We start from the raw sequence: 20,532 nt of genomic DNA on the forward strand, positions 1-20,532 counted from the left end.
TGTGGGGGCGGTGTTGTGGCAGGCGCATGCGGGGGAGTTGTGGCGCCGGTTCACCATCGCCCTGCGTCGGGCGGTGGCTGCGGCGGCCGGTGTGCGGGAAGCGCAGTTGGGCGAGGTCGCGCGGGTGTCCTACGCCAAGGTCGCCGAGTACCAGCGGCGCGGCCTGGTGCACTTCCACGCGGTCGTCAGGGTGGACGGCCCGGCCGGACCCGGCGATCCCGCACCCCCGTGGGCCACCGGTGCCCTGCTCGACCAGGCGGTGCGGGCGGCTGCGGCGTCGGTGGTGGTCGAGTCGCCGGCCTCGGCGGCGGTGGGTACTTACCTGCTGCGCTGGGGTGACCAGGTTGATGTGCAGCCCATCACCGCCGACCAGGACACGGCGGCCGGCGAGGGAGCGCTGACCGATCGGCGGGTGGCCGGCTATGTGGCCAAGTACGCCACCAAGGGCACCGGGGCCACCACCGGGGCGGATGCCCGCATCCGCTCCGAAGCGCATATCGAGGACTTACCGATCGCCGAGCATCACCGGCAGATGATGCGCACCGCCTGGCGGCTCGGCGGTCTGCCGGAGTTCGCGGGGCTGAACCTGCGCCGCTGGGCCCACATGCTCGGCTTCCGCGGCCACTTCCTGACCAAGTCCCGCACCTGGTCGACCACCTTCACCGCGCTGCGGGCGGCCCGGGCCGCCTACCGGCTCGCCGAACACCGGGCGCGCCTGGGCGTACCGGCCGACGAACCCCTCGTGGTGATCAACCACTGGGACCTGGTCGGGGTCGGCTACCGCAACCCCGCCGAACGCGAACTCGCCGAAGCTATTGCCGCACGCCAGAAAGCCTCTCGCGGCAACCGTCCACAGGGGAGTGATCTGTATGGGTGACGTGGTGGCGTTCCGGCGGCGGGCGGCGTCGCCCCGGACCAACGCGACCGAGCGGGCCGGTTCGGTGCCGGACATCGCTGAGGATCGGCTGACCTACACCGTTGCGGAGGTGGCCTACCTGCTCAGCCTCTCGCGCGGGGTGACCTACCGGATGGTGCGCGAGGGCGAGATCCCGGCGCGACGGATCGGGCGGCGGTGGGTGATCCCGCGCGCGGCGTTCCGCGAGTGGCTGAACAACCTTCCACAACACGAGGGGGAGATCTGACATGGGACACGTGGTACCGACTCCGGCCGGCAACTACCGGGCCAACTGGCGCGAACCCTCGGGCCGGCAACGCTCGAAGACGTTCAAGACCCAACGGGAGGCCAAAGCCTTCCTCGCCCAGATCGAGGCGGCCAAGACCCAGGGCCTGTATGTGAGTCCGCATGCGGGCCGCACCCTGTTCCGGGAGCACGCGGACCGGTGGATGGAGGTGCGTCGAACCGAGGTCACGACGGCGGCCCGGGATGCCTCGGTGATGCGGACGCACGTGCTTCCGCAGTGGGGTGATTGGCCGCTGGCCAAGATCGATGATCTATCGGTTCAGAGGTGGGTCACGGAGTTGGCGGGTCGTCGGTCGCAGCCCGTGGTAGCGAAGTGTCTTCAACTCACGTCGGCTGTGATGCGCTCCGCAGTGCGGAACAGGCTGATCGCGACCAACCCGTGTGAGGGGGTGCGGGTGCCCAAGCGTCGCAAGCGGGACTCGGATGGGCGCATGATCACGCGGGAGCAGCTTCACGAACGCCTGTTGCCGGCCGTGCCCGCTCAGTACCGGGGTGTCGTCGCCTTGGCGGCGGGCTGTGGGTTGCGGTGGGGTGAGATCGCTGGTTTGCGTTGGGATGCGGTCGATCTGGAGCGGGAAGAGCTGCGGGTGCTGCGCACCGTGGTCGAGGTCGCCGGCCACACCATGCCCAAGCCCTACCCCAAGTCGAGGGCCGGTCGCCGCACCCTCCCCGTGCCGAAGTTCGCCGCAGAGCTGCTGCGGGAACAGGCCGTCCGGGCCGGCGCCAACCCGTCTGACCTGGTGTTTCCCAACAGGGAGGGCAAGCCTCTACTGCGGGGGCTGTTCCGCGCACGCATCTGGCGTCCCTCCCTGGTCCGGGCTGGCCTGCTCGGCCGTGTTACTCCCGGCGAGGGCGGGTATGAGGCGCGCTGGCTGAACGCGGGCGGGGTCGAGCAGCACGCCATCTTCGGCCGGCATCACGAGGCCGTGATGCATGTGGCTCGCCACCATGCCGGCGGCCTGCGCCTTCATGATCTCCGCCACTGCTACGGCACGTGGCTGGTCTCCGACGGTGTCCCGATCAACGTCGTTCAGACCGTCATGGGTCACGAACGCGCCGCGACCACCCTCGGCCTGTACGTCGACACACCCGACGAACTCACCAATCGCGTCCGCGATGTGTTCGAGCGGACCGAGAATGACCCTGACGACCCGGACGAAGGCTCGGCCGGCGTCCCAGCCCCGGCCCGCTGACTTTCTGCTGACTCCGGGGCTAATGGCCAGACAGAAAAACAGGTCGGGAATGCTTCTTAAAGCTTCCCGACCTGCTTTTTCTGTTGGTGGGCGATACTGGGATTGAACCAGTGACCTCTACCGTGTCAAGGTAGCGCTCTCCCACTGAGCTAATCGCCCGAGGCGGAGGCGGGAATCGAACCCGCGTACAGGGCTTTGCAGGCCCTTGCCTAAGCCACTCGGCCACTCCGCCGTTTCCCCGGTGCCGTTGCCGGCCCCCGGGAGTCAAGCCCTCCAGAGTGGGCCGCTCAGAGCGGACGACGGGACTCGAACCCGCGACCCTCACCTTGGCAAGGTGATGCGCTACCAACTGCGCTACGTCCGCACGCTCCCGGCTGGCTGTCCGTCCCGCTCTCGCGTGCCGGCGCCGCGTGCCGTGTTGCGAACGGAACTCTAGCCGACGCGCGGAGGCGGGATCAAATCGGGGGCACCCGCCGCGCGCCTCGCCGGGCGTTTGCTCAGGTCAGGTCGTTGGAGAGCAGGTGGGTGAGGGCTTCGTCGACGTTGACCCAGAGGTTCTCGTTGCCCGGGACGACGACGTCGTAGGTGCGGTCCAGGAACTCGGCGAGCTCCTGCGCCGAGGCCTCGAAGACGGCGTGGCCGGACGGCGAGCTGAGCTCGATCACGACCACCTCGGGATCGTCGACGGCCGGCCGGATCCGCACGTCGCCCTGGCCCGCCTCCGCGATCAGGCCGTCGGCGAGCAAGTCGCGGGCGAACACCCAGTCGACCCAGCCTGCACGGCCGGTACGGAACGCCGCGACGACGGCGTAGGGGTCGCGCGTGTCATAGCGGAGCTCGACCTGAACCGGGACGGCCGGGCTCCGGGGCGCCAGTAGGTCGAATACCGCCGCAGAGCGGAGTGTCACGTGTTCGTTGCGCATTGTGATCGCCTTTCCTGCTCCTTCCCGGCCAGGAAACGACCGAGCTCCACAGTTGTGACGCGGATGTGGCGCGCAACGCTCGCCTGCCGCGCATAGATCACCCATACGGGTCAGCGATATTCCGCTGGGCGACGAGTGTGTCGCGGTGCGTGTTCGGGGTCCGTGTGCAATTTCGTTACCTGTCCAGCGTGACCCCGATCGCACCTGGTTCGCGAACGCTGCGCGCGAGGACTCCCCTGGCGGCTGACCCCCAGTCGGGTCCGGGCCGGGGGCGCAACCCCCATGCGGACAGCGCGAGGCGCTGGGCACCGGCGTCAACCGTACGCGCGTCGTACCGGGCGAGTCCGCCGCTGTGAGCGCGGTCGCGCGTGACGCGGGGCACGTGGATCACCCGCGGATCCCTGGTGATCTCCGGTGCGGGGACGGCAACCACCCGCCCCGCCGCGCCCGATGCGTGCTCCGGCGGGGAGGCGACGGGGGAGCGGAACAACATCACCTGATCGGCGACAGTTGCCGGTCCTGCCCCGGGAGCCCTTGCGTTGTGCCTGGTCGCGGCGCCTGCCCGACACCCGCGGCACCCCCGATTTAGTGTTCCGGGAGGTGATCCGGTATGTTTCTCCCCGTCGCCGGGAACGGCCCACGGGGCGGAGCAGGCGACGGGCCTTGGGCGATTAGCTCAGCGGGAGAGCGCTTCGTTCACACCGAAGAGGTCACTGGTTCGATCCCAGTATCGCCCACGATCGCGGGAGCGCGGTCGGCGTGCAAAAGGCGCACGACGACCGCGCTCGTCTTGTTTTGTGCGGGCGAAGCCCCCAAACACCCCACCCGGGGCAAGCCCCCGACCCCCGTCGAGCTCCGGGGCCGATGTACGCGAAGTACGGACCCTGTCGCCCGGCATGTTTTGGGCGAAGCCCGCACACCCCAGCTGGGGACAAGCCCACGGATCCCCGTCGAGCCCTGACAACTTCGTTGGTGGATCTTGCGGACAGACGAACGAGAGTCCCTGGACCGCCGGTCCAGGGACTCTCGCCCTTTGTTGGTGCGTCGGACAATCACATTTTGTGGTTGCGTGATTGTCGAGAGTGTCCGAAGTGGATGATCATCGGTGAAACCCGGGATCACAAATCTTGGTCTTGCGTAGAATCGCACCCCGCGGCCGGGTTCCGTTGTGGCCGCGGGCTACGCCGCTTCCCAGTGGGTCACGTATGCCGCGACCTCGCCCCGGATCCAGGCGTCCAGCTTCGCCCGGTTCACCCGCCGGTTGAGCCGGTGCAGCCGCCCCCGCCGCACGTCGATTACGAGCGGCACGCCATTGGGCAGAAGCTCCGGCATGTGCCGTTCCAGCAGGCGGAGCGCCACTGTCGCACCGTCCCGGCTGAGCGGGCGCTCCTTCACGTACAGAAACGTCGCGAAGGCCACACCGTTCGCCTCCCGCAACCCCAGGTGCGGGGTGACGCCAAGATCCAGTTGCCCGCACCGCCAGCGGGCACTGCCGGTCGGAACCACGGTCGGACGCCATCCCCGCAGGCACCCCAGCCATCCCTCGGCGATGGCCTCGTAATGCGGCCGCTGTACCCGACCGGCCTGCTCGACAACGGTGGCCAGGGCCTCGTCGTCCCGGCCCTCCGCGCGCCCGGCACGGATCGCGTTGATGATCCGCGGGTAGAAGGAGAGCCCGTGCGGCGACGGCTCCTCGTAAAGCCTCCGCTGCTGCAGCACGGTGGACATCCGCATGGCCCCGGTACCGCTGCTGTAGTCCACGAAGCTGCCCAACGAAATCTTGATCACGCGAGGTGACGGGCGGAGCGAGCCTCGCAACGCGGCGACAGGGCGCGCAGCGGAGCCCGGAGACGAGCTATTCGACATGAGTCCCTCCTCGCGCTCCGACTGCACCCCCGTACAGCCGGGCACACCGGGGAAGCTAGCGATCACCCCTGACAGTCCGGGAGGCGTTTGCGCAGGTCAGCTGGACTGGAGGCGGGAAACCACCCGGCTGTCGCAACCGGGTCAGGAGCTCGGCACGCGGACGATCTCCTTGTGGGCGAGCTTGTCGCCGCGGAAGCAGAACCGGTAGGCCACCAGGTCGGCCCCGTTCAGCGGCTCGTCCACCGCCGGGTACTCCTCGCAGAAGGAGCCGGCCGGGGTCGGCCCGCCAGCCTCGTGCACGTCGTCGCGGGCCACGATCGAGTTGAGCGGCAGCTTGCGTCGCACGTCCTGCTCAGGTTGGCCCACCCCGGCCTGCTCGTACAGCGACCGCTGCACCGGGTCCCCGGCCGGCAGGTCCTGCGTGACGAGCACGGTGAGGAAAACGCAGCCGACGAGGGCGAACAACGCCAACCCGATGCCCACCCGCAACCCGACGGCCGGGGTCGACTCCGGGGGTGGCAGCGGCACCCCGGGCCCCTCCTCCGCGGCGGTCGGGGGATTGGTCGGTGGCTCGTCGGGCAGCGTGGCCGCCAGCCGGTACCCGCCGTCCATGGTGGGACCGGCCGCCAGCCTGCCCCCGGCCACGCGCACCCGCTCCCGCAGCCCGATGAGGCCCTGCCCGCCGCTGCTCACGTCCTCGGGCACCGGGGAGGTGGGAGGGGTGTTCTCCACGTCGACCAAGAGCCCGCCCTCGGAGAACCGCACGCAGACGTCGACCCGTGCGCCCGGGGCGTACTTGTGCGCGTTGGTCAGCCCCTCCTGCACCACCCGGTAGGCCGCGTGCTCGATCGCCGGCGCCAGCGGGAACGGCTTGCCCAACCGCTCCCACCGCACGTCCATCCCGGCCTCGCGGGAGCGCCGGAACAGTTCGTCGAGGTCGTCGAGGGTGTGCGGTTGCCCGCGGTCGGCGTCATCCTCCTGGGTGAGGACCCCGATGATCTGCCGCAGCTCCTGGAGCGCGGCCTGCGTGCCATCGCGCAGCACCCGCACGGCCCGCAGCTGCGACTCCGGCAGCTCGGCGGCGATCTCCAGCCCGCCCGCGTGCAGCGAGACCAGGGTGAGCTGGTGCCCGAGGCTGTCGTGCATCTCCCGGGCGATGCGGGTGCGCTCCCGCAGCCGGGCCTGGTTCGACACGACCAGCCGCTCCCGCTCCAGGAAGGCGTTGCGCTCGCGTAGCGCGTCCAGCAACGCCCGGTGCTGCGCCCGCGACCGGGCCACCAGGACCGGCAGCACCACGAACAGCAGTACGTAGGCGACAACGAAGACCAGGTGGTACGACTGGAACTCCCGCTCCCGCCACGGCCCCACGAACTGGGCCGTCACCGCGACCACGTGCGCCAGTCCCAGGCGCCACCAGCGGGAACTCCGGAAGCCGGCGGCATAGCTGGTGGCCACCAGCAGCGGGATCCCACCGATCTGGACGAAGCCGGCGAGCACGCCCGCGCCGGACAGCGCGAGCGCGGGGAACCGGAGCCGGGCGAGCATGAGAGCCGCGGCGCCGAGCAGCGCCAGGACCCTGCCGCCGGTCGTGTCCAGCTCGCCGTACCCCACCGCCGCGCCGAGCCCGACCACCAGCGCGGTCACGAACAGCTCGTACAGCACCTGGCGGCGCGACAGCGGACGCGGCGGCAGCAACGAGCGCAGCAGCTGCCCCGCTCGAGCGCGGAGGCGCTGACCAGGGCTGGCGGGGAGCTGGCTACCGGGCACGAACCGAAGGTAATGGGTCGTGTCCACCCATTCGGCGCAAACCGGGAGAAGCGGGTGAGCAGTCTCACGGTCACCGGCCGGCGCGGACGGCCGGACCGGGCGGTCGCGGGGCGCGAAACCGCTCGCCGTCGTGCCGCGCGGGCTCGATAACATCGACTGTCGAAACCACCTGTCCGCGCACCCGCGTGACGCCGGCTCGCCGGCTTCCGCCGTGGCCCGCCGAGCCGGGCCGGCGCCCTTCGAACCCGTGAGGAGACTCCCGTGTCGCAGCCCAGTCCCGTGTCCGCCGTGCCCGCCTCGCGCGTGGTGGTGCCGGCCGGGACCACCGCCGGCCAGGCGCTGCGCGACGCGGGAGCGCCCAACCGCGGGCCGCAGGCCGTCGTCGTGGTGCGCGACCCGCAGGGTCGGCTGCGCGACCTGTCCTGGGCGCCCGAGGTGGACACCGAGGTGGAGCCGGTGGCAGCCGACAGCGAGGACGGCCGCGCCGTCATCCGCCACTCCTGCGCGCACGTGCTGGCCCAGGCCGTGCAGGACCTGTTCCCCGAGGCCAAGCTCGGCATCGGACCGCCGGTCAAGGACGGCTTCTACTACGACTTCGACGTGGACCGGCCGTTCACGCCCGAGGACCTGCAGGCGCTGGAGAAGCGCATGAAGCAGATCATCAAGGGCGCGCAGCGGTTCTCCCGGCGGGTCGTGGACTCGGTCAAGGCCGCCCGCGAGGAGCTGGCCGCCGAGCCCTACAAGCTCGAGCTGGTCGACCTGAAGTCCGACGCCGCCGACGTGGACACCTCCGAGGTGATGGAGGTCGGCGGCGGTGAGCTGACGATCTACGACAACCTCGACCCGCGCAGCGGGGAGCGGATCTGGGGCGACCTGTGCCGCGGGCCGCACGTGCCCACCACCAAGTACATCCCGGCGTTCAAGCTCATGCGCACCGCCGCCGCCTACTGGCGGGGCAGCGAGAAGAACCCGCAGCTGCAGCGGATCTACGGCACGGCGTGGGAGTCGGCCGAGGCGCTGGAGAACCACCTGGAGCTGCTCGCCGAGGCCGAGCGGCGCGACCACCGCCGGTTGGGCACCGAGCTGGACCTGTTCAGCTTCCCCGACGAGATCGGCTCCGGCCTTCCCGTCTTCCACCCCAAGGGCGGGATCGTGCGCCGGGTGATGGAGGACTACTCGCGGCGCCGGCACGAGGAGGCGGGCTACGAGTTCGTCTACTCGCCGCACATCACCAAGGGCTCGCTGTTCGAGACCTCCGGGCACCTCGACTGGTACCGGGAGGGCATGTTCCCGGCGATGCACCTGGACGCGGAGCTGGACGAGGAGGGCAACGTCCGCAAGCCCGGCCAGGACTACTACCTGAAGCCGATGAACTGCCCGTTCCACAACCTGATCTTCCGGTCCCGGGGACGGTCCTACCGGGAGCTGCCGCTGCGGCTGTTCGAGTTCGGCTCGGTCTACCGGTACGAGAAGTCCGGCGTGGTGCACGGCCTGACCCGGGTGCGCGGCATGACCCAGGACGACGCGCACATCTACTGCACGCAGGAGCAGGTGCAGGACGAGCTGAAGTCGCTGCTGACCTTCGTGCTCGACCTGTTGCGCGACTACGGCCTCGACGACTTCTACCTGGAGCTGTCGACCCGCAACGAGGAGAAGTACGTCGGCTCGGACGAGGTCTGGGAGTCGGCGACCGCCGCGTTGCGGGAGGCTGCCGAGGCCAGCGGCCTCCAGCTGGTCCCCGACCCCGGTGGCGCCGCCTTCTACGGCCCGAAGATCTCGGTGCAGGCTAAGGACGCGCTCGGCCGGACCTGGCAGATGTCGACCATCCAGCTCGACTTCAACATGCCCGAGCGGTTCGGGCTGGAGTACACCGCCGCGGACGGTTCGCGGAAGCGGCCGGTGAAGATCCACCGGGCGCTGTTCGGCTCCATCGAGCGGTTCTTCGGTGTGCTCACCGAGCACTACGCGGGTGCGTTCCCGGCCTGGCTCGCTCCGGAGCAGGTGGTGGGCATCCCCATCGCCGACGAGCACGTCGAGCACCTGCAGCAGGTGGCCAAGGCGTTGCGGGCCAGGCGGATCCGGGTCGACATCGACCTCTCCGACGACCGGATGCAGAAGAAGATCCGCAACCACACCATGCAGAAGGTGCCGTTCCTGCTGCTGGCCGGCGGCAAGGACGTCGAGGCCGGGGCCGTCTCGTTCCGCTTCCGCGACGGCAGCCAGCTCAACGGGGTGCCGGTCGACCGGGCGGTGGACGCGATCAGCCAGTGGGTGCGGCGACGGGAGAACGCCTCTCCTACGGCAAAGAATTTCCGGGTGGAGGAGTCGTGAACGCCACCGGGGTGCCGGAGGACGGCCTGCCCGGCCCGGTCCCCGAGGTCGTGCCCCAGGAGGGCATCGGGGTGCCGGACCCGTTGCAGCGCCTGTGGACGCCGCACCGGATGGCCTACATCAAGGCCGAGACCAGGCCCGCCGACGCCGAGTCGGCCGGCTGCCCGTTCTGCCGGGTGGTCGACCTGCCCGACGACCAGGGACTGATCGTCGCCCGCGGGAAGTTGGTGTACGCGGTGCTCAACCTGTACCCGTACAACCCGGGCCACATGATGGTGCTGCCGTACCGGCACGTGGCCGACTACACCGAGCTCACCGCCGAGGAGACGGTCGAGCTGGCCGAGTTCACCCAGCGCACGATGCGGGCGGTCCGGCTGGTTTCGGCGCCGCACGGCTTCAACATCGGCATGAACCAGGGGCAGGTGGCCGGTGCCGGCATCGCTGGCCACCTGCACCAGCATGTGGTGCCCCGGTGGGGTGGCGACGCGAACTTCATGCCGGTCGTCGGCCACACCAAGGTGCTCCCGCAGCTGTTGGGCGAGACCCGGGCGCTGCTGGCCGATTCCTGGCAGCAGGTCGACTGACCTGCTCGGGGCGACGTCGTGGCCCGCGGCCCCGGTCGCGCCGCTGCGGTTTACCCGAGCTGGTCCTTTGCCGCGGTGCCAGGTCCGTCCGACAGCCCCACGTGCCCACCGGGCGGTGGGGCTCCCACGGGCCGCCGGTGAGGTCGCGCGCCCGGCGACAGGAGACCGGGGCGAGGTAATGAAGAACACCTGGCGTCCCTCGCGAGAGGTGTCCTTGGCAGCGGCCGGCCACCGGCTGGTTAGGCTGCCGACACCAGACCAACCCGTCGCCCACGGTAGGTGCCGAAGCTTCCCGATGCTCAACATCCGCGCGCGTGCCTCGGTCTCCCGCGTCACCGATCCGATCGGGGCGTGGCTGGTCAGGCGCGGCCTCACCCCGAACGTCGTCACGGTGGTCGGCACCACCGGCACCGTGATAGGCGCGCTGTGGTTCCTGCCGCGCGGCCAGCTCTTCGTCGGCGCTCTCGTCGTGACCGTGTTCGTTCTCTTCGACCTGCTGGACGGCGCCATGGCGCGGGCCGCGGGATCGACCCGCTTCGGCGCCGTTCTTGATGCCAGCTGTGACCGCATCGCCGACGGTGCCCTGTTCGGCGCCCTGGCCTGGTACGCGTTCACCATCGGTGACCATCCGCTGGCGGCGGCCGCCCTGGTGTGCCTGGTGACCGCGCAGGTTATCTCCTATATCAAGGCGCGGGCCGAGGCGTCCGGGCTGACCGCGGACGGCGGTCTGGTGGAGCGCGCGGAGCGGTTCATCATCGCGCTGGTCGGCACCGGGCTGGCCGGCCTGGGCCTGTCCTGGACGTTGCCGGTCGCGTTGTACCTGCTCGCGGTGCTCTCGGTGGTCACCGTGGTGCAGCGGCTGGTGATCGTGCACCGGGTGGCGAAGGAGGCGGACGAGTGAGCGCGAGGGCGAGGCTGGTCGACGCGGGCTACGCCGCCGGCTGGCGGGTGGTGCGCACGCTTCCCGAGCCGCTGGCCCGCGGTGCGTTCCGGCTCGGCGCCGACTTGGCGGTGCGCCGTGGTGGCGCCGGGGCCCGACAGCTGCGCCGTAACCTTGCCCGGGTCCGTCCCGATGCCAGCCCCGCCGAACTGGACCACCTGCTGCGCTGCGGGTTGCGCTCCTACGCCCGGTACTGGTGCGAGGCGTTTCGCCTGCCCGCCATGGACCTACGTGCGGTGCATCGCAGGCTGGACGCGAGCGTCGCGGGCAGGGAGCACCTCGATGCCGCGCTGGCCGCGGGGCGCGGCGTGATCGCCGTCCTGCCGCACACCGGGAACTGGGACATGGCCGGTGTCTGGCTGGCCCACCAGTACGGGCGGTTCACCACGGTGGCGGAGCGGCTGCGCCCGGAGTCGCTGTTCCGCAGGTTCGTCGCCTACCGGGAGTCCTTGGGTTTCGAGGTCGTCCCGCTGACCGGTGGGGACCGTTCGGTGGCGGCAACTTTGGTCAGACGGCTGCGGGAGAACCGGGTCGTGTGCCTGGTCGCCGACCGGGACCTGACCACCTCCGGGGTGCCGGTGACGTTCTTCGGCGAGCCGACCCGGATGCCGGCCGGGCCGGCGTCGCTGGCCGCCACCACCGGGGCGGCCCTGCTGCCGGTGCGCTCGCACTACACCGACGCAGGGGGCTGGGAATTCCTGATCTACCCGCCGGTGCCGGTGGACGGGCGGAGGTCGGTCCCGGCGGCCACCCAGGCCATGGCCGACGTCTTCGCCGCCGACATCGCCGAGCGGCCCGAGGACTGGCACATGCTGCAGCCGTTCTGGCCCGCGGACCTGCCGGCGGCGCGGCGGGCCGAGCTCGCACCGGAGGGGGCGGTGACCACGGAGGGCGCCCGATGAGGATCGGGATCGTCTGCCCGTACTCCTTCGACGTCCCCGGCGGAGTGCAGGCCCACGTGGTGGACCTGGCCCGCGCGCTGCGCGGGCTCGGCCACCAGGTCGACGTGCTCGCCCCGGCCGACGAGGACACCCCGCTGCCGGACTTCGTCACCCCGGCCGGCCGGGCGCTGGCCATCCCGTACAACGGCTCGGTGGCCCGGCTGGCGTTCGGCCCGGTCTCCTACGCCCGGGTGCGCCGGTGGATCCGCGACCACGAGTTCGACGTGCTGCACCTGCACGAGCCCACCGCTCCGAGCCTGTCCATGCTCGCGTTGATGGCGGCCGACGGCCCCATCGTGGCCACCTTCCACACCTCCACCCCGCGGTCCCGGGCGTTGACCGCGTTCCAGGGGGTGCTGCAACCGTTCCTGGAGAAGGTGACCGCACGGATCGCCGTGTCGGCGTTGGCGCGCCGGGTGCAGGTGGAGCATCTCGGCGGGGACGCGGTGGAGATCGCCAACGGCGTCGACGTCGGATTCTTCGCCAATGCCGAGCCGTTGGAGGGATACCCGCGCGAGGGCGGCACGGTGGGATTCGTCGGCCGCTTCACCGAGTCCCGCAAGGGAATGCCGGTGTTGCTGGACGCGTTGCGGCTGCTCGTCGACGAGCTTCCGGAGCTGCGCTTGCTGGTGGCGGGTCGGGGCGATTCCGACGACCTACGGAAGGCGGCCGGCCCAGAGCTGGCCGACCGCCTGGTGCTGCTCGGCCAGGTCGACGACGGGACCAAGGCGCGCGCCCTCCGCAGCGTCGACGTCTACTGCGCACCCAACACCGGCGGCGAGAGCTTCGGGATCATCCTCGCCGAGGCGATGGCCGCCGGGGCCCCGGTGGTAGCCAGCGACCTCGACTCCTTCCGTCGGGTGCTCGACGACGGTCGGGCCGGGGTGCTGGTGCCGGTGGGGGAACCGGACCCGCTGGCCGACGCGTTGCACGACCTGCTGGCCGACCCGCGGTGGCGGACCGAGCTGGCCGCGGCGGGCCGCCGCCGGGTCGCCGCGTTCGACTGGTCACTGGTGGCCGCCCAGGTGCTACGGGTCTACGAGACCGCGGTCGCCGCCGACCCGCGTCGGGTCCGGGAGGCGGGGGAGGGACCTGCCGCGTGACCGTCCTGATCAGCACGCTCGTCGTGGTGCTGGTGCTGGCCGCGTTGGTTGGCCTGTGGGGCCTGTTCACCGCCAACCGGCTGGACCGGCTGCACGTGCGCACCGACGCGGCATGGGCCGCCCTGGAGGCGGCACTCGCCCGGCGCGCGGTCGTGGCCCGCACGGTGACGGCGGCCGCGGAGCTGCCCGCCAGGGACGGTCCGCGGCTGCGTGCGGCGGCCGTCCGGGCGGAGCGTGCCGTCCGCGCCGAGAAGGAGGCTGCCGAGAACGAGCTGGGCCGGTTGCTGGCCGTGCTGGATCGCCAGGTCCTGCCCGCCTCGCTGGTCGCCGAGCTGTCCGACGCCGAGCAACGTGTCGTCCTGGCACGGCGGGTGCACAACGACGCGGTCCGGGACACCCTGGCCCTGCGCCGGCGCCGCCCGGTTCGCTGGCTGCGGCTGGCCGGTACCGCCGGTGAACCGGAGTACTTCGAGATCGTCGAGCCGCCGGCGCCCGCCGAGGCCGGCGCGGCCCCGGAGTCCCGGCCGGCGGCGCGCGTGGTGCTGGTCGACTCCGCCGACCGGGTGTTGTTGTTCAACGGCTACGACCCGGCCTGCCCGCAGGAGTCCTTCTGGTTCACCGTGGGCGGGGGCGTGGCGCCGGGGGAGGAGCTGCGTGCGGCGGCCCTGCGCGAGCTGCACGAGGAAACGGGCCTGCGGATGGCGCCCGGCGAGCTGGTGGGCCCGGTGTGGCGCCGGCGGATCCTGTTCCGCTGGGACGGGCACACCTACGACGGCGACGAATGGTTCTTCCTGGCACGGGCCAACGGCCACAACCCGACGGTGGACACCTCCGGCTTCAACGAGCTGGAGAGCCGTACCGTGCGAGCACACCGGTGGTGGAGCGCGGCGGAGCTGCAGGACACGGGCGACACCGTGTACCCGCTCCAGCTCGGCGAGCTGCTCCCGGACCTGCTTGCGAAGCAATGGGACGGCACGACGCGCACCATCCGCTAGCCGGCCCATGGTGGCCGGCTGCCAGGGCAGGGCCGCCGCGGCGAGCTGGCCACAGCTGGCCGCGGCGATGGGCCTGGGCCGGGCAAAGGTACTCGGGGAACTGGACCAGTTGCCCGCGCTGCCCTCCGGCAGCTCGCGTGTGGCATCACCGGGCGGACGGCGAGACGTGGGTACGTGCTCCCCGGCTCCCGCCGTCGCCCGGACTTCCTTCGCGCCCCGGCTACTTGCCCATCTTCGCCGCGATCGCCTCCGGTAGCGGGTCGTAGCGCGCGAAGCGGCGGGTGAACGACGCCGTGCCCGAGGTCATCGAACGCAGCTCCACCGCGTAGCGGACCAGCTCGGTCGCCGGAACCTCGGCCCTGATCAGCGTGCGCCCCAACCCGGCGGACTCGGTGCCCAGCACCCGGCCGCGCCGGCCCGACAGATCACCCAGCACCGTGCCCATGTAGTCGTCCGGCACCTGCACGGCCACCTCATCCACCGGCTCCAGCAGGGTGATCCGGGCGTTGGCGGCCGCGTCCTTCAGCGCCAGCGAGCCCGCGGTCTGGAAGGCCGCGTCCGACGAGTCGACGCTGTGCGCCTTGCCGTCCACCAACGTGACCCGGATGTCGACGACGGGGTGGCCGCCCAGCAGCCCCCTGGCCATCTGCGCCCGGATTCCCTTCTCCACACTGGGAATGAACTGGTTCGGGATGGCCGCGCCCACGATCTTGTCGACGAACTCGAAACCCGAGCCGCGGGGCAGCGGCTCCACCTCGATGTCGCACACGCCGTACTGGCCGTGCCCACCGGACTGCTTCACGTGCCGGCCGTGCCCCTTGGCCGGACCGGCGAAGGTCTCCCGCAACGCGATCCGCACCGGCTGGGTATCCACCTCGGCACCGCCGGCCCGCAGCCGCTGCAACACCACGTCGGCGTGCGCCTCACCCATGCACCACAGCACGAGCTGGTGGGTCTCGGCGTTGCGCTCCAGCCGGAGCGTGGGGTCCCCGGCCACCAGGCGGGTGAGGTTGCGGGCGAGGTTGTCCTCGTCGCTGCGGCTGCGCGCGACCACCGCCACCGGCAGCAGCGGCTCCGGCATGTCCCACGGCTGCACCAACATCGGCTCCCCGGTGGCCGAGATCGTGTCGCCGGTCTCGGCCGAGCCGATCTTGGTCAACGCACACAGGTCACCCGCCACGCAGAACGGCACCTCGCGGAGCTGGGCGCCCAGCGGCGAGTACACGTGCGCGACCCGCTCGTCGGTGTCGTGGTCGGCGTGGCCGCGGTCGGCCAGCCCGTGCCCGGACACGTGCACCGAGCCCTCCGGCCGCAATGTCCCGGAGAACACCCGGACCAGCGAGACCCGGCCGACGTAGGAGTCGACGGCGGTGCGCACGACCTCGGCGAGCAGCGGTCCCTTGGGGTCGGGCGAGAGCCGTTGCCGCGGGATTCCGTCCACCGAGCTGGCCTCGGGCAGCACGTGCTCGAGCGGGGAGGGGAACCCGCGGGTGAGCACCTCCAGCAGCTCGGCGATACCGAGCCCGGACACCGCGCACGCCGGCAGCACCGGGTAGAAGGTGCCGCGCACGACCGCCTTCTCCAGGTCGTCGATCAGCGTTTCCTGGTCGATCTGCTCACCGGCCAGGTAGCGGTCCATCAGGGACTCGTCCTCGCTTTCCGAGATGATCCCCTCGATCAACGCGTTGCGGTGGTCGGCGACGAACGACTCCAGCCCGGGGTCGGGTTCGTGTACCGCGGGTGGGTAACCCTTCGCGTAGTCGAACACCCGCTGCGTGATCAGGCCGACGACCTTGTTCAGGCCGTCGCCGGGCACCGGCAGGTAGAGGGGGAGGACGCCGTTTCCGAACGCCTGCTGGCAGGAGGCCAGCTCGCTGTCGAAGTCGGCACGGTGGTGGTCCAGGCGGCTGATCACGACCGCCCGGGGCATGTTGACCGCCGCGCACTCCTCCCACAGCGCGATCGTGGCGGCGTCGACGCCCTCGGACGCGCTGACGACGAACAACGCGGCGTCCGCCGCCCGCAGGCCGGCTCGCAGCTCGCCCACGAAGTCGGCGTAGCCCGGGGTGTCGATCAGGTTGACCTTGACGCCGTCGTGCACGAAGGGCGCGACGGCGAGCCCAACCGAGCGTTGTTGCCGTACCGCGGCCGGGTCCTGGTCACACACCGTGGTGCCCTCGGTGACCGAGCCGGCCTTGCCGATGACCCCGGCCGCGGCGAGCAACGCCTCGGTGAGGGTGGTCTTTCCGGACCCGGAGGGTCCCACCAGCACCACGTTGCGCACCTTGGCCGGGTCGGTTACAGCGACCGACGCTCCGGCATGCCCGTTCTCGGCGTGTTTGGTACCCATCGGGCACCACCTCCAAGTTCACGTCAGGGCGCGGTCCGGCGGACCGGCCGCCGGGCGGGACGAGCTCGCCGGGCATCCGCGCCGGCTCGGCGACACCTCTTTCGAGCTGGTCCCCCCGCCATTCACTGGACGTTCATGTGCTGGATCTCACACCGTTGTGCAGGTTGGGACAAGACCGGCCGACCCGACCCCATCCAGGAGGACGAATGCGAGCGCTCCCGACTCCCACCACCGAACCCGCGCTCGTCGGTGGCAGGCGCGCGCCCAGCGGCGGCCGGTTGCCGTGGAGCTGGGCCCGGCAGGCGCTTGAGGAGGCGCGCAACTACTGGATCGCGACGAACCGGCCCGGGCGCCCGCCGCACTGCCGGCCGGTGTGGGGCGTGTGGCAGCTGGACGGCTTCTGGTTCACCACCGGCTCCCGGGCGAACCGCAACCTGGCGAAGGACGACGCGATCGCCGTGCACCTGGAGAGCGGGCAGCAGGTGGTGATCGTGGAGGGTCGGGCGGTGCGGACCCGTGAGCACGCCGATCTCATCCGGTTCGCCAAGGCCGTGGACACCAAGTACGGCTGGGACGCGGTGCCGGCCGACGACGGCGTGACCGACCCCGAGGGGAACGGCGGGCCCGTGTACGTGGTGCGCCCCGGGCTGGTGCTGGGGTGGAACACCGATGTCTCCGTCGCCACGCGGTGGGAGTTCGGGACGTGATCGTCGTCGCTCGGGGCGCGGGGTTCGGACGCTGATCCTCTTCTGGCTCGACGCCAATGCGGGAGGTCGTGGTGGCGGGGGCGGAACGGTCCTCCTCCGGGCGCAAGTCGACCACTGCCGGGCGGTGGCCGCCCGCGATCGATTGGACTGCCGGAAACGGTCCGGAATGGCATCCCTGGCTGGTCCACGTCGGCCGTAGGATTGCGGGGAGGCCGTCGTGCGGACGGCGGCGTCGGCAGGCTGCAGGAGTGGAAAGGGTCCCCAGGTGACCGAGACCGAGACCGGGCAGAACGACGTCGCGCAGGTGACCGGCACCGCCCGGGTCAAGCGCGGGATGGCCGAGATGCTCAAGGGCGGCGTGATCATGGACGTGGTCACCCCCGAGCAGGCCAAGATCGCCGAGGACGCCGGCGCCGTGGCCGTCATGGCCCTGGAGCGGGTGCCGGCGGACATCCGGGCCCAGGGCGGCGTGGCGCGGATGAGCGACCCGGACCTGATCGACAAGATCATCGACGCGGTCTCCATCCCGGTGATGGCCAAGGCCCGGATCGGCCACTTCGTCGAGGCGCAGGTGCTGCAGGCACTCGGCGTGGACTACGTCGACGAGTCCGAGGTGCTCACCCCGGCCGACGAGGCCAACCACATCGACAAGTGGGCGTTCACCGTGCCGTTCGTGTGCGGCGCCACCAACCTCGGGGAGGCGCTGCGCCGGATCACTGAGGGCGCGGCGATGATCCGCTCCAAGGGCGAGGCCGGGACCGGGAACGTCGTCGAGGCCACCCGGCACATGCGGGAGATCCGGGCGGAGATCCGTCGGCTCACCGTGCTCGATGAGGCGGAGCTCTATGCCGCGGCCAAGGAGCTGCGCGCACCCTACGAGCTGGTCAAGGAGATCGCCGAGACCGGGAAGCTCCCGGTGGTGCTGTTCACCGCGGGCGGGATCGCCACGCCCGCGGACGCGGCGATGATGATGCAGCTCGGCGCCGAGGGCGTGTTCGTCGGCTCCGGGATCTTCAAGTCGGGCGACCCGGCGAAGCGGGCCGAGGCGATCGTGAAGGCCACGACCTTCCACGACGACCCGGACGTGATCGCCAAGGTGTCCCGCGGCCTGGGGGAGGCCATGGTCGGCCTGAACGTGACGGAGCTCCCGGAGACCCAGCGCCTGGCCACCCGCGGCTGGTAACTCCCCGAGATGTCGTGTCTCTGAGGGCCCTGGCTTGCGCCAGGGCCCTCAACCAATTCCTGGGATAGAGCTCGATCTCCGCCTAATGCGTGTTCGAGCCGGCCAGCTTGGCGTCACACGTGACCAGAGGCAGTCCGAGATCTTCCGCGAGCGTGATGTATGCGGCGTCGTAGGAGGTAATGCTGTGCCGTAGCTGCCAGATCCGCTCTATGTAGGGCGTGTGCGGTGCTCGGGCAAGGGTGAAGACCTTGAGGTTCTCCATCACTCCCTCGGCGGTGTCCTCAGACATCTCCCCCCGGATCACTTGTGCGCGGATGGCACCGATCACCTCGACGTCGATCAACGCCGGAGCTGCGGCAACACCAGACAGCAGGCGCTTGACGAGGTCGCGGTCGGGGTTGCGGGCGCCGAGGAACTCGACGAGGGCGGAGGCGTCGATCACGAAGTCCGGCCTTACCATTCGGCGCGTTCCTTCCGCATCTGGCGGATCGACTCGGCGATCAGTTCACGATCGACTCCGCCCGCGCGCCGTTCGTCGGCTCGTCGAAGGATCTCTTCTGTGGGAAGGGTGTCTGTCATCTCTTCCAGCTGACGACTCAGGTAGGCGGTCATGTCGAAGCCGCGAGCGGTCAGGTGCGAGTCCCGCCGAGGCCGCGGAGACCCGGGACCGCTGTGTGGTTGTTCACTCATGGCTTCCACGCTGTCGGCGGCTGCCGCCGTAGACCTGAAGCTTGCAGTCGTGTTGGTGCTCGATAGAGCCGACCCGGGCGGGCTTGATCACGCCCTTACACGTGTTCCATGACGAGGACGTAGCTCGTTCCTTCCGTCAGGGCCTGGTACACGTGCGGGACGTCGCCCGGGAACGTGGCGTAGTCGCCGGGGGCCAGCTCCACAGCGTTGTCCACCGGCCCCGTGCGCAGGCGCCCCCGGTTGACCACCAGGTGCTCCACGGTCCCCGGAATATGCGGGTCCGCGTGCCGCGGTCGGTCGGGCTCGATCCCGATCATGTAGATATCCCGCCGCGCGTTCGGCGGGCAGGAAGAGAGCAGCGTCGCCGCGTAGTGCGTCTGCTCCGAGTGGATCGTGGGCCCCTCGCCGGCCCGGCGCACGCGCACCTGCGGCGTGGGCGGCTCCACGAGCCGGCTGAACGGCACCCCGAGCGCCACCCCGAGCGCCCACAACGTCTCCACGCTCGGGTTCCCGCTGGCCGACTCCAGCTGGGACACCGTCGACTTCGCGATCCCGGCCCGCTTGGCCAGCTCCGACAACGACATCCCGACCCGCTCCCGCTCCCGGCGCAGGGCGGTGGCGATGACGTCCAGCGGCGCACCGCGGCGATCGTCCTGGTTCATGCGTTCGCTCCAGCGAATCATTCGTTCGTGTTGACGAACAGGACCGATGCTGTTCAGCATACGGGTCGATGTGTTCGATATGGCGAACCCTGGATCGCAAACTCCTCCGTGACGCCCTGGCGGTGGCGGCCGCCACGGGCGTGATCGGCATCTCCTTCGGCGCGATCGCCGTGGCCAGCGGCATGCCCGCCTGGCTGGCCGCCGCAATGTCAACGCTGGTCTTCGCGGGCGGCTCGCAGTTCATGGCGCTGGGCGTGCTGGCCGCCGGCGGTGGTGCGGTCGCCGCCGTGCTTGCGGCGTTGCTGCTCAACGTCCGCCACCTGCCGTTCGGTCTGGCGATCGCCGACGTGCTCGGGCCCGGCCGCGTCGACCGCTTCCTCGGCTGCCACCTGATGACCGACGAAACCGTCGCCTTCGCGCTCACCCAGACCGACCCCCGGCGCCGCCGGGTCGCCTACTGGACGAGCGCGACTGCGTTGTTCGTCACCTGGAACACCGGCGTGTTGGTCGGCGCGTTCGCCGGACAGGCGCTCGGGGACCCCAACGCGTTCGGCGTCGACGCGGCCTTCCCCGCCAGCATCATCGCGCTCCTGCTGCCCGCGCTGCGCGACCGGGCCACCGCCCGGGTCGCCCTCGCCGCGGCCACCGTGGCCCTCGCCACCACGCCGGTGTTGCCGGCCGGCCTCCCCGTGCTGCTGGCCCTGCTCGGTCTCCTCGCCGCCTACACCACGGCGAAACCGCAGGTCAGCGAGGAGAAGATCGGATGACCCTCACCACCGTGCTCGTTCTTGCTTCAGGCACTTATGCTTTGCGCTTGGCCGGGCCGCTGCTGCGGGACCGGCTGCACCTGCCCGAGCGGGTCGAGCGGATCATGTCCCACGCGGCCACTGCGTTGCTCGCCGCGCTCGTGGCGACCGCGGCGTTGACCGCCGACGGCGGGTTCTCCGGGTGGGCACGACCCCTCGGGGTGGCCGTCGGGGCGCTCGCCGCCTGGCGCCGGCTGCCGTTCGTGGCGGTGGTCGTGCTCGCCGCGTCGACCACCGCGCTCCTGCGGCTGGTCGGCATCCCCTGACAGGGAAAAGAGGTGTGCCGCGCG

General features: G+C 71.0%; 20 protein-coding genes and 4 tRNA genes. 14 read left to right on the forward strand and 10 right to left on the reverse strand.

The window, feature by feature from the left end; genetic code table 11:
• From IEY55_RS23435 to IEY55_RS23445, 3 genes are all read left to right on the forward strand, one after another.
• Positions 1–877: replication initiator (locus IEY55_RS23435; protein ID WP_373290051.1), on the forward strand; the 877-nt coding region annotated here is incomplete at its 5' end.
• On the forward strand, positions 870–1,142 hold the full coding sequence (locus IEY55_RS23440; protein WP_189060706.1) for a helix-turn-helix domain-containing protein: 273 nt from the start codon (positions 870–872) through the stop codon (positions 1,140–1,142). The genes IEY55_RS23435 and IEY55_RS23440, both read left to right, overlap by 8 nt.
• Position 1,143: 1 nt before the next feature.
• The gene (locus IEY55_RS23445; RefSeq protein WP_189060707.1) at positions 1,144–2,394 is read left to right on the forward strand and encodes a tyrosine-type recombinase/integrase; all 1,251 of its coding nucleotides are present in this window, start codon (positions 1,144–1,146) and stop codon (positions 2,392–2,394) included.
• An 84-nt stretch (positions 2,395–2,478) separates the two neighbouring features.
• Here the strand turns inward: IEY55_RS23445 and IEY55_RS23450 are convergent.
• From IEY55_RS23450 to IEY55_RS23465, 4 genes are all read right to left on the reverse strand, one after another.
• Positions 2,479–2,553: transfer RNA gene (locus tag IEY55_RS23450), tRNA-Val, on the reverse strand.
• A gap of 1 nt (position 2,554) precedes the next feature.
• Positions 2,555–2,626 (reverse strand) — tRNA-Cys (locus IEY55_RS23455).
• A 59-nt stretch (positions 2,627–2,685) separates the two neighbouring features.
• Positions 2,686–2,758 (reverse strand) — tRNA-Gly (locus tag IEY55_RS23460).
• A gap of 133 nt (positions 2,759–2,891) precedes the next feature.
• On the reverse strand, positions 2,892–3,317 hold the full coding sequence (locus tag IEY55_RS23465) for an SsgA family sporulation/cell division regulator (protein WP_189060708.1): 426 nt from the start codon (positions 3,315–3,317) through the stop codon (positions 2,892–2,894).
• Positions 3,318–3,982: 665 nt separating this feature from the next.
• Between IEY55_RS23465 and IEY55_RS23470 the strand changes: the two genes are divergently transcribed.
• Positions 3,983–4,054, forward strand: a tRNA-Val gene (locus tag IEY55_RS23470).
• Between the two features lie 442 nt (positions 4,055–4,496).
• Here the strand turns inward: IEY55_RS23470 and IEY55_RS23475 are convergent.
• Together IEY55_RS23475 and IEY55_RS23480 are read right to left on the reverse strand one after the other, a co-directional pair.
• Positions 4,497–5,105: a hypothetical protein gene (locus IEY55_RS23475; RefSeq protein ID WP_189060709.1), complete on the reverse strand. Its 609-nt coding sequence runs from the start codon at positions 5,103–5,105 to the stop codon at positions 4,497–4,499.
• 219 nt (positions 5,106–5,324) lie between these two features.
• A complete protein-coding gene (locus IEY55_RS23480) occupies positions 5,325–6,950 on the reverse strand; it encodes a sensor histidine kinase (protein ID WP_189060710.1) in 1,626 nt (541 codons plus the stop codon).
• Between the two features lie 261 nt (positions 6,951–7,211).
• On the opposite strand from IEY55_RS23480, the gene thrS reads away from it, so the two are divergent.
• The 6 genes from thrS to IEY55_RS23510 all read left to right on the forward strand — a co-directional run bounded on the left by thrS (position 7,212) and on the right by IEY55_RS23510 (position 13,844).
• Entirely contained in the window at positions 7,212–9,281 is a 2,070-nt protein-coding gene (gene thrS, locus IEY55_RS23485) for a threonine--tRNA ligase (protein WP_229686676.1), read from the forward strand.
• A complete protein-coding gene (locus IEY55_RS23490) occupies positions 9,278–9,865 on the forward strand; it encodes an HIT family protein (RefSeq protein WP_308424780.1) in 588 nt (195 codons plus the stop codon). The genes thrS and IEY55_RS23490 overlap by 4 nt, the downstream gene beginning before the upstream one ends.
• Before the next feature lie 295 nt (positions 9,866–10,160).
• Positions 10,161–10,766 carry a phosphatidylinositol phosphate synthase gene (pgsA, locus tag IEY55_RS23495; protein ID WP_189060711.1) on the forward strand — a complete coding sequence of 202 codons (606 nt, stop codon included), beginning with the start codon at positions 10,161–10,163 and terminating at the stop codon, positions 10,764–10,766.
• Entirely contained in the window at positions 10,763–11,707 is a 945-nt protein-coding gene (locus IEY55_RS23500; RefSeq protein ID WP_189060712.1) for a phosphatidylinositol mannoside acyltransferase, read from the forward strand. Before pgsA ends, IEY55_RS23500 begins: the two co-directional genes overlap by 4 nt.
• A complete protein-coding gene (locus tag IEY55_RS23505) occupies positions 11,704–12,849 on the forward strand; it encodes a glycosyltransferase family 4 protein (RefSeq protein WP_189060713.1) in 1,146 nt (381 codons plus the stop codon). Before IEY55_RS23500 ends, IEY55_RS23505 begins: the two co-directional genes overlap by 4 nt.
• The gene (locus tag IEY55_RS23510; protein WP_189060714.1) at positions 12,846–13,844 is read left to right on the forward strand and encodes an NUDIX hydrolase; all 999 of its coding nucleotides are present in this window, start codon (positions 12,846–12,848) and stop codon (positions 13,842–13,844) included. The genes IEY55_RS23505 and IEY55_RS23510 overlap by 4 nt, the downstream gene beginning before the upstream one ends.
• Before the next feature lie 220 nt (positions 13,845–14,064).
• Here IEY55_RS23510 and IEY55_RS23515 read toward each other — a convergent pair whose 3' ends face one another.
• A complete protein-coding gene (locus tag IEY55_RS23515; protein WP_189060715.1) occupies positions 14,065–16,194 on the reverse strand; it encodes an elongation factor G-like protein EF-G2 in 2,130 nt (709 codons plus the stop codon).
• A gap of 206 nt (positions 16,195–16,400) precedes the next feature.
• On the opposite strand from IEY55_RS23515, the gene IEY55_RS23520 reads away from it, so the two are divergent.
• Both IEY55_RS23520 and pdxS read left to right on the forward strand, forming a co-directional pair.
• Positions 16,401–16,901 carry a pyridoxamine 5'-phosphate oxidase family protein gene (locus IEY55_RS23520; protein ID WP_189060716.1) on the forward strand — a complete coding sequence of 167 codons (501 nt, stop codon included), beginning with the start codon at positions 16,401–16,403 and terminating at the stop codon, positions 16,899–16,901.
• A 265-nt stretch (positions 16,902–17,166) separates the two neighbouring features.
• Positions 17,167–18,084 (forward strand): pyridoxal 5'-phosphate synthase lyase subunit PdxS, encoded by a 918-nt coding sequence (gene pdxS, locus IEY55_RS23525; RefSeq protein WP_189060717.1) that lies wholly within the window; start codon positions 17,167–17,169, stop codon positions 18,082–18,084.
• An 82-nt stretch (positions 18,085–18,166) separates the two neighbouring features.
• On the opposite strand, the gene IEY55_RS23530 is transcribed toward pdxS, so the two are convergent.
• The 3 genes from IEY55_RS23530 to IEY55_RS23540 form a co-directional block, all read right to left on the reverse strand.
• Complete coding sequence (locus IEY55_RS23530) at positions 18,167–18,544, reverse strand: type II toxin-antitoxin system VapC family toxin (RefSeq protein ID WP_189060718.1); 378 nt, start codon at positions 18,542–18,544, stop codon at positions 18,167–18,169.
• Positions 18,538–18,696, reverse strand: a complete 159-nt coding sequence (locus tag IEY55_RS23535) for a hypothetical protein (protein WP_189060719.1) — start codon at positions 18,694–18,696, stop codon at positions 18,538–18,540. The genes IEY55_RS23530 and IEY55_RS23535 overlap by 7 nt, the downstream gene beginning before the upstream one ends.
• 173 nt (positions 18,697–18,869) lie before the next feature.
• Positions 18,870–19,436 (reverse strand): helix-turn-helix domain-containing protein, encoded by a 567-nt coding sequence (locus IEY55_RS23540; RefSeq protein ID WP_189060720.1) that lies wholly within the window; start codon positions 19,434–19,436, stop codon positions 18,870–18,872.
• A 68-nt stretch (positions 19,437–19,504) separates the two neighbouring features.
• On the opposite strand from IEY55_RS23540, the gene IEY55_RS23545 reads away from it, so the two are divergent.
• Together IEY55_RS23545 and IEY55_RS23550 are read left to right on the forward strand one after the other, a co-directional pair.
• Positions 19,505–20,203 carry an AzlC family ABC transporter permease gene (locus IEY55_RS23545; RefSeq protein WP_189060721.1) on the forward strand — a complete coding sequence of 233 codons (699 nt, stop codon included), beginning with the start codon at positions 19,505–19,507 and terminating at the stop codon, positions 20,201–20,203.
• The gene (locus IEY55_RS23550; RefSeq protein ID WP_189060722.1) at positions 20,200–20,508 is read left to right on the forward strand and encodes an AzlD domain-containing protein; all 309 of its coding nucleotides are present in this window, start codon (positions 20,200–20,202) and stop codon (positions 20,506–20,508) included. Before IEY55_RS23545 ends, IEY55_RS23550 begins: the two co-directional genes overlap by 4 nt.
• Positions 20,509–20,532: the final 24 nt, after the last annotated feature.

Origin of the sequence: Longimycelium tulufanense (assembly GCF_014645795.1) — a bacterium.
Taxonomy (GTDB): domain Bacteria; phylum Actinomycetota; class Actinomycetes; order Mycobacteriales; family Pseudonocardiaceae; genus Longimycelium; species Longimycelium tulufanense.